Origin of the sequence: Pseudomonas fitomaticsae, from assembly GCF_021018765.1 — a bacterium.
Classification (GTDB): domain Bacteria; phylum Pseudomonadota; class Gammaproteobacteria; order Pseudomonadales; family Pseudomonadaceae; genus Aquipseudomonas; species Aquipseudomonas fitomaticsae.
On record NZ_CP075567.1, the window covers coordinates 1,021,648 to 1,034,127 of the forward strand.

Annotated in this window: 9 protein-coding genes, 2 tRNA genes and 1 rRNA gene; 6 read left to right on the plus strand and 6 right to left on the minus strand. The window is 59.1% G+C overall.

Features of this window, described 5'->3' with window-relative positions; all coding sequences use genetic code 11:
• The first annotated feature begins 15 nt into the window (after nucleotides 1-15).
• Entirely contained in the window at nucleotides 16-432 is a 417-nt protein-coding gene (locus tag KJY40_RS04485) for a hypothetical protein (RefSeq protein ID WP_230735235.1), read from the plus strand.
• Here the strand turns inward: KJY40_RS04485 and KJY40_RS04490 are convergent.
• The 6 genes from KJY40_RS04490 to KJY40_RS04515 form a co-directional block, all read right to left on the minus strand.
• Nucleotides 429-1,355, minus strand: a complete 927-nt coding sequence (locus KJY40_RS04490; protein ID WP_230735236.1) for an ABC transporter permease — start codon at nucleotides 1,353-1,355, stop codon at nucleotides 429-431. The genes KJY40_RS04485 and KJY40_RS04490 overlap by 4 nt on opposite strands.
• Nucleotides 1,355-2,461 carry an ABC transporter permease gene (locus KJY40_RS04495; protein ID WP_230735240.1) on the minus strand — a complete coding sequence of 369 codons (1,107 nt, stop codon included), beginning with the start codon at nucleotides 2,459-2,461 and terminating at the stop codon, nucleotides 1,355-1,357. Before KJY40_RS04495 ends, KJY40_RS04490 begins: the two co-directional genes overlap by 1 nt.
• A gap of 12 nt (nucleotides 2,462-2,473) precedes the next feature.
• Nucleotides 2,474-4,024 (minus strand): ABC transporter ATP-binding protein, encoded by a 1,551-nt coding sequence (locus KJY40_RS04500; RefSeq protein WP_230735242.1) that lies wholly within the window; start codon nucleotides 4,022-4,024, stop codon nucleotides 2,474-2,476.
• Nucleotides 4,025-4,561: 537 nt separating this feature from the next.
• Nucleotides 4,562-5,143 carry an IMPACT family protein gene (locus KJY40_RS04505; protein WP_230735244.1) on the minus strand — a complete coding sequence of 194 codons (582 nt, stop codon included), beginning with the start codon at nucleotides 5,141-5,143 and terminating at the stop codon, nucleotides 4,562-4,564.
• 8 nt (nucleotides 5,144-5,151) lie between these two features.
• Entirely contained in the window at nucleotides 5,152-5,802 is a 651-nt protein-coding gene (locus KJY40_RS04510) for a TetR/AcrR family transcriptional regulator (protein WP_230735245.1), read from the minus strand.
• 95 nt (nucleotides 5,803-5,897) lie between these two features.
• Entirely contained in the window at nucleotides 5,898-6,818 is a 921-nt protein-coding gene (locus KJY40_RS04515; RefSeq protein WP_007958517.1) for a LysR family transcriptional regulator, read from the minus strand.
• 139 nt (nucleotides 6,819-6,957) lie between these two features.
• On the opposite strand from KJY40_RS04515, the gene KJY40_RS04520 reads away from it, so the two are divergent.
• From KJY40_RS04520 to KJY40_RS04540, 5 genes are all read left to right on the plus strand, one after another.
• The gene (locus KJY40_RS04520) at nucleotides 6,958-8,307 is read left to right on the plus strand and encodes an aspartate aminotransferase family protein (RefSeq protein WP_230735248.1); all 1,350 of its coding nucleotides are present in this window, start codon (nucleotides 6,958-6,960) and stop codon (nucleotides 8,305-8,307) included.
• A 77-nt stretch (nucleotides 8,308-8,384) separates the two neighbouring features.
• Nucleotides 8,385-9,878: a CoA-acylating methylmalonate-semialdehyde dehydrogenase gene (locus tag KJY40_RS04525; RefSeq protein WP_169428735.1), complete on the plus strand. Its 1,494-nt coding sequence runs from the start codon at nucleotides 8,385-8,387 to the stop codon at nucleotides 9,876-9,878.
• 576 nt (nucleotides 9,879-10,454) lie between these two features.
• Nucleotides 10,455-11,991 (plus strand): 16S ribosomal RNA (locus KJY40_RS04530).
• 81 nt (nucleotides 11,992-12,072) lie between these two features.
• Nucleotides 12,073-12,149: transfer RNA gene (locus tag KJY40_RS04535), tRNA-Ile, on the plus strand.
• Between the two features lie 30 nt (nucleotides 12,150-12,179).
• Nucleotides 12,180-12,255, plus strand: a tRNA-Ala gene (locus KJY40_RS04540).
• The last annotated feature ends 225 nt before the right edge of the window (nucleotides 12,256-12,480 follow it).

A 12,480-nucleotide genomic window follows, 5' to 3' on the forward strand; every position in this document is an offset into this window, starting at 1 on the left:
TTCGGAGCAAGGATGATGTGGACTTCAACGCAGTATCGGCAGGTGGTGCGCGGCAGCGCCTGGTATGACTTGATCGTGACGGCGGCGTTTGTCACGCCGTGGAGTTTTGCTGTACTGCATGGGTTGCTGACGGCGCTGAGTCAGGCGCTAAACCTGCCCGGTGAGTTGCCGCCGTTCGAACCTGCACATCTGTTGATAGCCAATTTGTTCGGTTCGGTGGTGTGCATGTGGGCGGTGCTGCGGATTCGTGATCCGCAGCCGGTTTATGGGCGCTATGACGCGGTGACGCGATTTCTCTTCGCCGGGTGGATGACGTATGCCGTGGCCCACGGCGCCAGCTCGTTGGTGGTGGGTTTCCTGGTTCTCGAAGTGGCGTGGGGCATTGCTCAGGCGTTGCCGGTTCGGCCGCTGTCGCGAGCCGTAGCGGCTTAGCGCCCGGCCTGCCACGGCTGCCCCAGTGACACCGGCGCATACAACCGCGTACGCAGCGCATCCCGCGACAACAACACCAGCACCAGAATCGTCGCGACGTACGGCAACATCGCCAGCAGACTCGAAGGAATCGCCAGCCCCAACCCCTGCGCCACCAGGTGCAGGATGCTGGCGAGTCCGAACAGATACGCGCCGAGCAGCAAGCGCCACACCCGCCAACTGGCGAACACCACCAGCGCCAGCGCGATCCAGCCGCGTCCGGCGGTCATGTTCTCGGCCCACATCGGCGTGTACGCCAGCGACAGATAAGCGCCGGCCAGTCCGGCCATCGCCCCGCCGAACAATACCGCCAGTGTGCGCACGGCCAGCACCGGCAAACCCATGGCACTCGCCGCATCTGGGTTCTCGCCGACCGCTTGAATGATCAGCCCGACACGGCTTTTCACGATCACCCACGCCACCAGCGCAAACAGCGCGAACGACAGGTACACCAGCAGATCCTGGGCAAACAGCATGCGGCCGATCAGCGGGATTTCGCTCAGGTATGGAATCGCCAGCGGCTCGAATCCCTCCAGCGGTTTGCCAACCCACGCCGCGCCGACAAAGGTCGACAGGCCCACGCCAAAAATCGTCAGCGCCAGCCCGGTCGCCACCTGATTGGCGTTGAACACCAGCGCTACCAGGGCAAACAGCGACGACAACAGCATCCCGGCGAGCATCGCCAACACCACGCCCAGCCACAGGTTGCCGCTGTTGAACGCGACGATGAAACCGATCACCGCGCCAAACAGCATCATCCCTTCCTGACCGAGGTTGAGTACGCCGCTCTTCTCGCAGATCAATTCACCCAGCGCCACCAGCAGCAGTGGCGTACCGCAGCGCACCATGGCGTAGAAAATATTGCTCAGCAGATCGATATCCATCACAGCGCTCCGGCGGTTACGGCGGTGGTAGAAGTGCGCCGCACCCAGCGCAGGTTCAGGCGTGGCCGATAGAGGATCAGCACGTCACAGGCCAGCAGGAAAAACAGCATCATTCCCTGGAACAGCTGAGTGATTGCCTGCGGCAGATTCAGCGTCATCTGCGCGCTCTCGCCACCGATGTACAGCAGCGCCATCAACAGGCTGGAAAACAGAATCCCGATGGGGTTGAGCCGCCCGAGAAACGCCACGGTGATCGCCGCATAGCCGTAGCCCGGCGAGACCTGCGGCACCAGTTGGCCGATCGGCCCGGTGACTTCGCAGACACCGGCAAGTCCCGCCAATGCACCGCTGATGAGCAGTGCGAGCCAGATCAGACGCTTCTCGCGAAACCCGACAAACCCTGCCGCACGCTTGTCCAGCCCCAGCACCTTGATCTGGAAACCGACAAAGCTTTTCTGCAACAACACCCACACCGCGACCAACGCGAGCAAGGCGAAATACACGCCGATATGCGCCCGACCGTCCTCCATCAACAGCGGCAGGCGGCTCGCATCGCTGAACATTGCCGACTCGGGAAAATTGAACCCGGCTGGATCCTTCAGCGGCCCGTGTACGCAGAACAGCAACAGGTTCAGCGCGATGTAATTGAGCATGATGCTGGTGAGGATTTCGTTGGCATTGAAGTGTGTGCGCAACCAGGCGGTGAGCCCGGCCCACGCCGCGCCGGCGAGGGTGCCGGTGAGCAGGATCAGCACCAGCGCCCAGCGGCTTTGCATATCGATGATATTTACCGCCAGCGCACTGCCGGCCAGGGCGCCGAGCAGCAACTGGCCTTCGGCGCCGATGTTCCAGATCCGCGCCCGATAGGCCACTGCGAGGCCCAGCGCACACAACAGGATCGGCAGGGTTTTGACCAGCAGCTCGGAAACGCCGTACAGGTCGCTGACCGGGGCGATCAACAACGTGTGCAAAGTTTTCAGCGGATCATGGCCAAGGGCGACGAACAGCAACGATCCGCACACCAGCGTCAGCGCCGCCGCCAGCACCGGCGAGCACCACAGCATCAGGCGCGATTGCCGGCCACGAGGTTCGAGGGAAAGCAACATGGGAAAACTCCGTTAAACCGTGGCCGGTTGTGATTGAGGGGTGTCGAACTGGCCGGCCATCCAGCCGCCGACGTCGCTGAGGCGGGTCAGCGCCGTGTCTTGCAACGCCGACAGGCGCCCGCCGCACAGCGCGCCGAGGCGATCGCTGATCTGGAACAGTTCGTCGAGGTCTTCGGAGATCACCAGAATCGCCGCCCCGGCATCGCGCAGGGCAATCAGCGCGCGGTGGATGGTGGCCGCCGCGCCGACATCCACGCCCCAGGTCGGGTGCGCGGCGATCAGCAGTTTCGGTTGCTGGAGGATTTCCCGGCCGAGGATGAATTTCTGCAGATTGCCGCCGGACAGGCTGCGGGCGGCGGTTTGGGTGTCCGGGGTTTTTACGCCGAAGCGCTGGATGATCGTTTGAGCGAGGGCTTCGACCTTGCCGCGCTCGATCAAACCGTGGCTGACCAAACCTTGTTGAAAGGCGGTCAGCAGGGCGTTGTCCGCCAGGCTCATGTCCGGCACAGCTCCATGCCCGAGGCGTTCGGCGGGGACGAACGCCAGGCCGAGTTTGCGTCGCGCATCGGGGCGCTGATCGGCGACGGCGTGTTCTCGGAAGCGGATGGTTTGCGCTGCGTCGTGGGGCAATGTCTGCTCGCCGCTGAGCAAGGCCAGTAACTCGTCCTGACCGTTGCCCGCCACGCCGGCGATGCCGACGATTTCACCGCTGCGCACCTGCAGATCGATGTCGCTCAGGGAGCAGCCGAATGGGTCGGGGTTGTGCCAGTTCAATCCGCTGACCTGCAAAAACGCCGCGCCACCGGTGACCTTTGTAAAGTCGCCGATCAATGTCGCGGCGTCGCCCACCATCAATTGCGCCAGTTGCCGGTCGGTGCAGTCGGCCGGCACGCAATGCCCGGCCACCCGACCGCCACGCAATACTGTGGCGCTGTGACACAAGGCGCGCACCTCGCCAAGTTTGTGGCTGATGAACAGAATGCTGCAGCCCTCGGCCGCGAGCCGGCGCAGGGTGATGAACAACTCGTCGGCTTCCTGCGGCGTGAGCACCGAGGTCGGCTCATCGAGAATCAGCAGGCGAATGTCCTGCATCAGGCAACGAACGATCTCGACCCGTTGCCGCTCGCCGATCGACAGGCTGTGGACAAGTCTCTGGGGTTCCAGCGCCATGCCATATCGGCGCGACACTTCACGGATCTTCGCCTCCAGTTGTTTCGGCGAACCGGCCGCTGCACCCATCGCCAATGCAATGTTTTGCGCCACGCTCAGGGTCTCGAACAGCGAGAAATGCTGGAACACCATGCCGATGCCCAACTGCCGCGCCTGGGCCGGATTGCGCATGGTCACCGGTTGCCCCTGCCACAGCATCTCGCCTGAATCGGCCTGGGTGACGCCGTAGATGATCTTCATCAAGGTGCTTTTACCCGCGCCGTTTTCACCGAGCAGCGCGTGGATTTCACCGGGGGCGATGCTCAGGTCGATGGCGTCATTGGCAAGGCAACCGGGATAACGTTTGCTGATATGGCGCAGTTGCAGGCGCGGTGTGGACGTAGGGTTTGGCATGACAGGCTCGGATCGCTTGGAGTTGTGCCTGTGGATAAAGCAATTTCCTGGCCATTGAGTCAGGAACCTGTACGACCGCTGTTTGCCAGCCTGTGGCGTAGAGCCTGTGAAATGAATTCGACGTCTTGCACGGCACCACTTGAGGGCAAAGCCTTTGATCAGGCTCCAGTTTTGCCCGCACCTGGCTGATCAAAAAACGAGCAACCCCGTCAAAGCCATGCAGAACCTGCGACTGCGCCAGCCATGAACGGCTTATCCACAGGTTGCTCCACAGTATTTGTGCGCAAGACAGAATCCCGGGCATAAGCACTGCCGGGCTTTCTTCTAAAGGCGATAAACGACGCTAAGCGATTGTTTTTACGTGAAATTGTTCGTTGCGTCAGTCGATTGGACGAAAAGTGAACAAATCCCGCAAAGCCACGTGACAGAAGGGTTACAGCATCCTGTGCTCAGGTTATCCACAGCCGGGTGCACAGCGGATGTGGGCAAGTCGCGGGCATAAGCAAACCGTGTGGTGCCCCAAAACATGGCGGGGCTTCAACGCTGTAGCAGGATTCGCCCACGGCTCAGGTCCGCCAATTGATTTTGCAACCGCTCGATGTGCGCTTCGCCCACGGCCAGTTGCAACTCGACACCATTGGCGGTGAAGTTTTCTTCCACCACCAATCCACCCAGATCCGCGACCCGCAGCTTCACCAGCGCCAGTTCGCTGAAAGCGCAGGCGCAACGCACGGGCACGCGACTGATCAATTCGATCTTCGGCGCGGCCTGCAGACATTTGTTGGCGCCGCCGCCATAGGCCCGGGCCAGACCGCCGGTGCCCAGTTGAATGCCGCCGTACCAGCGGATCACCAGCACCGCGACCTGATCGCAGTCCTGCGCTTCGATGGCCGCCAGAATCGGCCGCCCGGCAGTGCCACCGGGTTCGCCATCGTCGTTGCTGCGGTACTGATCGCCGAGCTTCCATGCCCAGCAATTGTGCGAAGCGTTCAAGTCGCTGTGCTGCTCGATGAAGGCTTGCGCCTCGGCAGGGCTGCCGATTGGCGCGGCAAAGGTGATGAAACGGCTTTTGCGAATCTCTTCGCGGAATTCGCAAAAGCCGCTGAGGGTGAATGGCATAAAACGACTTATATAGAAGAAGTGAGGCCGCAGCCTTTGAGGATGATGCGGATCAGGTTGTTGCCGGCGTCTTCCATGTCCTGTTTGGTCAACTTGTTGCGACCGGTCACCCGGCAGATCTGGGTGGCGAAGTCGGCGTAATGCTGGGTGCTGCCCCACAACAGGAAGATCAAGTGCACCGGGTCGACCGGGTCCATTTTGCCCGCGTCGATCCAGGCCTGGAACACGCCGGCGCGGCCCTGGAACCAGGCGCGGTAATCCTGGTTGAAATATTCGGTCAGGCATTCGCCGCCGCTGATCACTTCCATCGCAAAGATCCGCGAAGCTTGCGGCTGGCGACGGGAGAATTCCATTTTCGCGCGAATATAGCGGGTCAGCGCTTCGGCCGGATCGTCTTCGGCCGTCAGGGTGTTGAAAGTGCTGTCCCACAATTGAAGGATGTTGCTCAGCACCGCCACGTACAACCCGAGCTTGTTGGTGAAGTAGTAATGCAGGTTCGCCTTGGGCAGCCCGGCCTTGGTGGCGATGGTGTTCATGCTCGTGCCTTTGTACCCGTGACGGGCGAACTCGTCCTCGGCGGCTTTGATGATGGTCTCTTCGTTCTTCTGACGAATGCGGCTGGCGGGTTTGCCGCCGTGAGCGGGGACTTCAAAGGTCATAGGCACTTCCGGGTTTGTCTGTGGGGTGCAACCAGTTGCGTTGATAGCGCAACCACCGGCGCGGGACAAGCCCCGGGCGAATAAAACCCCGGTCGTCAGCGGGTGGCGGCCAGGCTTTCGAGAAAACTTTCCAGTACCAGATGAGGGCGGCGGCCCTTGCGGGTGACCGAGGCCAGGCTCAAGTCATAGAAACGGGTGCTGGCCTTGAGTGCGCGCAAGCGACCTTGTTGAACCCAGAGACTGGCGTAGTGATCCGGCAAATAGCCGATGTAACGCCCGGTCAGAATCAGGAACGCCATGCCTTCACGGTCGGAAGCGCTGGCGGTGCAGTTGAGCGCCTGATAGTGCGCCTGGATCTCTGCCGGCAAACGGAAGGTCGGGGCGATGGCGTCCTGACTGTTCAGGCGTTCGTCATCCAGCTGTTTATCGTCGACGTAAAACAGCGGATGGCCGACCGCGCAGTAGAGCAGCGAGCGTTCGCTGTACAGCGGCTGATATTCCAGCCCCGACAACGCACTGGCCTGCGGCACTACGCCGACATGCAGGCGACCGTCGAGTACGCCTTGTTCGACTTCATTGGGGGCGATCATGCGGATCTGGATCTGCACGTCCGGCCCGCGTTCCTTCAATTGCGCGAGCGCGTGGGTGATGCGCATGTGGGGCAAGGTGACGAGGTTGTCGGTCAGGCCGATGATCAACTCGCCACGCAGGTGCTGGTGCAGGCCGTTGACCTCGGTGCGGAAACTTTCCAGCGCACTTAAAAGCTGCAACGCCGACTGATAGACCTCGCGGCCCTCTTCGGTCAGGGAGAAACCGGCGCGCCCGCGTTGGCACAGACGCAGGCCCAGGCGCTGTTCAAGATCGCTCATCTGCTGGCTGATCGCCGAGCGACCGATGCCGAGCACGGTTTCCGCTGCCGAGAAGCCGCCGCACTCCACCACGCTGCGAAATATCCGCAGCAGGCGAATATCAAAGTCACTGACCTGGGCCAATGGATCGGGGCGACGGCTGCTCATGCTGTTGTTCTCATTGTTTAGCAGAGTTCTAACTGAAGGTTAGAAGAGTTGAATTTCACCGACTTTATCCCCGTGGCAATTTAGCTGCAACAACGCTTTCTATCTCTCTGAAGCTTATTGCCCTGCGAGGTTTTGCCCGATGAACATGCCTGAAAACGCGTCGTCGCCACTGGCCAGCCAACTGAAGCTGGACGCGCACTGGATGCCGTACACCGCCAACCGTAACTTCCAGCGCGACCCGCGCCTGATCGTCGGTGCCGAAGGCAGCTGGCTGATCGACGACAAGGGCCGCAAGGTGTACGACTCGCTGTCCGGTCTGTGGACCTGCGGCGCCGGGCATTCCCGCAAGGAAATCCAGGAAGCGGTGGCCAAGCAGTTGGGCACTCTCGACTACTCGCCGGGCTTTCAATACGGCCACCCGCTGTCGTTCCAGCTGGCGGAGAAAATCACCGACCTGACGCCGGGTAACCTGAATCACGTGTTCTTCACCGACTCCGGATCCGAGTGCGCCGATACCGCGGTGAAAATGGTCCGCGCTTACTGGCGCCTGAAAGGCCAGTCGACCAAGACAAAAATGATCGGCCGCGCCCGTGGCTATCACGGCGTGAACATCGCCGGCACCAGCCTCGGCGGCGTCAACGGCAACCGCAAGTTGTTCGGTCAGGCGATGATGGATGTCGACCACCTGCCGCACACTTTGCTGGCGAGCAATGCTTTCTCCCGTGGGATGCCGGAGCAGGGCGGCATCGCACTGGCCGATGAGCTGCTGAAGCTGATCGAGCTGCACGATGCTTCGAACATCGCTGCGGTGTTCGTTGAGCCTCTGGCTGGTTCCGCTGGCGTGCTGGTTCCGCCACAGGGTTACCTCAAGCGCCTGCGTGAAATCTGCGACCAGCACAACATCCTGCTGGTGTTCGACGAAGTGATCACCGGTTTCGGCCGTACCGGCACCATGTTCGGCGCCACCACCTTCGGTGTGACCCCGGACCTGATGTGCATCGCCAAGCAAGTCACCAACGGCGCGATCCCGATGGGCGCGGTGATTGCCAGCTCCGAGATCTACCAGACTTTCATGAACCAGCCGACCCCGGAATACGCCGTGGAATTCCCGCACGGCTACACCTACTCGGCGCACCCGGTGGCTTGCGCCGCAGGCCTGGCGGCACTCGATTTGCTGCAAAAGGAAAACCTGGTGCAGAGCGTGGCCGAAGTCGCACCGCATTTCGAAAATGCCCTGCATGGCCTGAAAGGCGCGAAGAACGTCATCGACATTCGTAACTACGGTCTGGCCGGTGCGATCCAGATCGCGGGCCGTGACGGCGACGCCATCGTGCGTCCGTTCGAAGCCGGCATGGCGTTGTGGAAAGCCGGGTTCTACGTGCGCTTCGGCGGCGACACCCTGCAGTTCGGCCCAACCTTCAACAGCAAGCCGCAAGACCTCGATCGTCTGTTCGACGCGGTCGGCGAAGTGCTGAACAAGCTCGACTGATTTTTCCTTCTATATAGATACGCCAATAGCAGGCGCCCCTTGCGGGCGTCTGCGCACAAGAATTCAGGAGTTCCCCGATGAGCGTTATCCCGCATTTGATCAATGGCGAACTGGTGACCGAGAACGGTCGCGCGGTCGATGTGTTTAACCCGTCCACTGGCCAGGCTATCCACAAGCTGCCGCTGGCCAGCCAGGAAACCATCCAGAAAGCCATCGATGCCGCCAAGGCTGCGTTCCCGGCCTGGCGCAACACGCCACCGGCCAAACGTGCCCAGGTGATGTTCCGTTTCAAGCAACTGCTGGAACAGAACGAAGCGCGCATCGCGCAATTGATCAGTGAAGAACACGGCAAGACTCTGGAAGACGCCGCCGGTGAACTGAAGCGCGGTATCGAGAACGTCGAGTTCGCCTGCGCAGCGCCGGAAATCCTCAAGGGTGAGTACAGCCGCAACGTCGGCCCGAACATCGATGCGTGGTCGGACTTCCAGCCGCTGGGCGTAGTGGCCGGCATCACCCCATTCAACTTCCCGGCCATGGTGCCGCTGTGGATGTATCCGCTGGCGATCGTCTGCGGCAACTGCTTCATCCTCAAACCATCCGAGCGTGATCCAAGCTCGACCCTGCTGATCGCGCAACTGCTGCTGGAAGCCGGCCTGCCGAAAGGCGTGCTGAGCGTGGTGCACGGTGACAAGACTGCGGTGGACGCGCTGATCGAAGCGCCGGAAGTCAAAGCGCTGAGCTTCGTGGGTTCGACGCCGATTGCCGAATACATCTATGCCGAAGGCACCAAGCGCGGCAAACGCGTTCAGGCACTGGGCGGCGCGAAGAACCATGCGGTGCTGATGCCGGATGCGGATCTGGACAACGCGGTCAGCGCACTGATGGGCGCGGCTTACGGTTCCTGCGGCGAGCGCTGCATGGCGATTTCGGTAGCCGTGTGTGTGGGCGATCAGGTGGCGGATGCACTGGTGGCCAAACTGGTTCCACAGATCAAGGCGCTGAAAATCGGCGCTGGTACTTCTTGCGGTCTGGACATGGGGCCGCTGGTTACCGGTCAGGCACGCGACAAGGTCAGCGGTTATGTCGAAGACGGCGTGGCGGCGGGCGCGACCTTGGTGGTCGACGGTCGTGGTCTGAGCGTTGCCGGTCACGAAGAAGGCTTCTTCCTGGGTGGCTGCCTGTTCGACAACGTCACTCCCGAGATGCGCATCTATAAAGAAGAGATTTTCGGGCCGGTGCTGTGCGTCGTCCGGGTGAACAGCCTGGAAGAGGCGATGCAGCTGATCAACGATCACGAATACGGCAACGGTACCTGCATCTTCACTCGTGACGGTGAAGCGGCACGTCTGTTCTGCGACGAGATCGAAGTCGGTATGGTCGGCGTCAACGTTCCATTGCCGGTGCCAGTGGCTTACCACAGCTTCGGTGGCTGGAAGCGTTCGCTGTTCGGCGACTTGCATGCCTATGGTCCGGATGGTGTGCGCTTCTATACACGTCGCAAGGCCATCACCCAGCGCTGGCCGCAGCGTGCGAGCCATGAGGCTTCGCAATTCGCTTTCCCTAGCTTGTAAGTAGAAGGGCAGTGCAGAGAAGGCCGACCTTTTAAGGTCGGCCTTCGCGTTTCGGGGCTTTTTTGACCGATATGACAGATTTATGAAAATAACGGTTGACGGCAGATTCTGAGTCTCTATAATTCGCCCCACTTCCGGCGCAGTCGAAACGGAAAACTCCTTGAAATTCAATGAGTTAAGTAGGTTTAGGCAGTGCAGGGCTTCAGTGTATCGAGGTTTGGAAGTGGCTGAAAAAGAGGTGTTGACAGCAGCGTGTAACGCTGTAGAATTCTCCTCCCGCTAACGAGAGATCGGAAGCGCAAGTGGTTGAAGTTGTTGAAGAAATCTTCGAAAGCTTCTGAAAATAATCACTTGACAGCAAATGAGGCTGCTGTAGAATGCGCGCCTCGGTTGAGACGAAAGATCTTAACCAACCGCTCTTTAACAACTGAATCAAGCAATTCGTGTGGGTGCTTGTGGAGTCAGACTGATAGTCAACAAGATTATCAGCATCACAAGTTACTCCGCGAGAAATCAAAGATGTAACCAACGATTGCTGAGCCAAGTTTAGGGTTTCTTAAAAACCCAAAGATGTTTGAACTGAAGAGTTTGATCATGGCTCAGATTGAACGCTGGCGGCAGGCCTAACACATGCAAGTCGAGCGGATGAAGGGAGCTTGCTCCTGGATTCAGCGGCGGACGGGTGAGTAATGCCTAGGAATCTGCCTGGTAGTGGGGGACAACGTTTCGAAAGGAACGCTAATACCGCATACGTCCTACGGGAGAAAGCAGGGGACCTTCGGGCCTTGCGCTATCAGATGAGCCTAGGTCGGATTAGCTAGTTGGTGAGGTAATGGCTCACCAAGGCGACGATCCGTAACTGGTCTGAGAGGATGATCAGTCACACTGGAACTGAGACACGGTCCAGACTCCTACGGGAGGCAGCAGTGGGGAATATTGGACAATGGGCGAAAGCCTGATCCAGCCATGCCGCGTGTGTGAAGAAGGTCTTCGGATTGTAAAGCACTTTAAGTTGGGAGGAAGGGTTGTAGATTAATACTCTGCAATTTTGACGTTACCGACAGAATAAGCACCGGCTAACTCTGTGCCAGCAGCCGCGGTAATACAGAGGGTGCAAGCGTTAATCGGAATTACTGGGCGTAAAGCGCGCGTAGGTGGTTCGTTAAGTTGGATGTGAAATCCCCGGGCTCAACCTGGGAACTGCATCCAAAACTGGCGAGCTAGAGTATGGTAGAGGGTGGTGGAATTTCCTGTGTAGCGGTGAAATGCGTAGATATAGGAAGGAACACCAGTGGCGAAGGCGACCACCTGGACTGATACTGACACTGAGGTGCGAAAGCGTGGGGAGCAAACAGGATTAGATACCCTGGTAGTCCACGCCGTAAACGATGTCAACTAGCCGTTGGGAGCCTTGAGCTCTTAGTGGCGCAGCTAACGCATTAAGTTGACCGCCTGGGGAGTACGGCCGCAAGGTTAAAACTCAAATGAATTGACGGGGGCCCGCACAAGCGGTGGAGCATGTGGTTTAATTCGAAGCAACGCGAAGAACCTTACCAGGCCTTGACATCCAATGAACTTTCCAGAGATGGATTGGTGCCTTCGGGAACATTGAGACAGGTGCTGCATGGCTGTCGTCAGCTCGTGTCGTGAGATGTTGGGTTAAGTCCCGTAACGAGCGCAACCCTTGTCCTTAGTTACCAGCACGTTATGGTGGGCACTCTAAGGAGACTGCCGGTGACAAACCGGAGGAAGGTGGGGATGACGTCAAGTCATCATGGCCCTTACGGCCTGGGCTACACACGTGCTACAATGGTCGGTACAAAGGGTTGCCAAGCCGCGAGGTGGAGCTAATCCCATAAAACCGATCGTAGTCCGGATCGCAGTCTGCAACTCGACTGCGTGAAGTCGGAATCGCTAGTAATCGCGAATCAGAATGTCGCGGTGAATACGTTCCCGGGCCTTGTACACACCGCCCGTCACACCATGGGAGTGGGTTGCACCAGAAGTAGCTAGTCTAACCTTCGGGAGGACGGTTACCACGGTGTGATTCATGACTGGGGTGAAGTCGTAACAAGGTAGCCGTAGGGGAACCTGCGGCTGGATCACCTCCTTAATCGACGACATCAGCTGCTCCATAAGTTCCCACACGAATTGCTTGATTCATTGAAGAAGACGAAAGAAGCAGCCCGAAATTGGGTCTGTAGCTCAGTTGGTTAGAGCGCACCCCTGATAAGGGTGAGGTCGGCAGTTCGAATCTGCCCAGACCCACCAATTTTGTGTGGGAAACGCCTGTAGAAATACGGGGCCATAGCTCAGCTGGGAGAGCGCCTGCCTTGCACGCAGGAGGTCAGCGGTTCGATCCCGCTTGGCTCCACCACTACTGCTTCTGAAGTAAGAGCTTAGAAATGAGCATTCCATCGCTGTGATGGTGAATGTTGATTTCTAGTCTTTGACTGGTTCGTTCTTTAAAAATTTGGGTATGTGATAGAAAGATAGACTGAGATCCACTTTCACTGGTGGTGATCAGGCTAAGGTAAAATTTGTGAGTTCTCTTAATTGAGAAATTCGAATTTTCGGCGAATGTCGTCTTCACAGTATAACC

Bases quoted from the DNA above. Each gene is read 5' to 3' on its own strand.
- KJY40_RS04485 (WP_230735235.1), top strand. From the start codon at position 16: ATGTGGACTTCAACGCAGTATCGGCAGGTGGTGCGCGGCAGCGCCTGG.
- KJY40_RS04490 (WP_230735236.1), bottom strand. From the start codon at position 1,355: ATGGATATCGATCTGCTGAGCAATATTTTCTACGCCATGGTGCGCTGC.
- KJY40_RS04495 (WP_230735240.1), bottom strand. From the start codon at position 2,461: ATGTTGCTTTCCCTCGAACCTCGTGGCCGGCAATCGCGCCTGATGCTG.
- KJY40_RS04500 (WP_230735242.1), bottom strand. From the start codon at position 4,024: ATGCCAAACCCTACGTCCACACCGCGCCTGCAACTGCGCCATATCAGC.
- KJY40_RS04505 (WP_230735244.1), bottom strand. From the start codon at position 5,143: ATGCCATTCACCCTCAGCGGCTTTTGCGAATTCCGCGAAGAGATTCGC.
- KJY40_RS04510 (WP_230735245.1), bottom strand. From the start codon at position 5,802: ATGACCTTTGAAGTCCCCGCTCACGGCGGCAAACCCGCCAGCCGCATT.
- KJY40_RS04515 (WP_007958517.1), bottom strand. From the start codon at position 6,818: ATGAGCAGCCGTCGCCCCGATCCATTGGCCCAGGTCAGTGACTTTGAT.
- KJY40_RS04520 (WP_230735248.1), top strand. From the start codon at position 6,958: ATGAACATGCCTGAAAACGCGTCGTCGCCACTGGCCAGCCAACTGAAG.
- KJY40_RS04525 (WP_169428735.1), top strand. From the start codon at position 8,385: ATGAGCGTTATCCCGCATTTGATCAATGGCGAACTGGTGACCGAGAAC.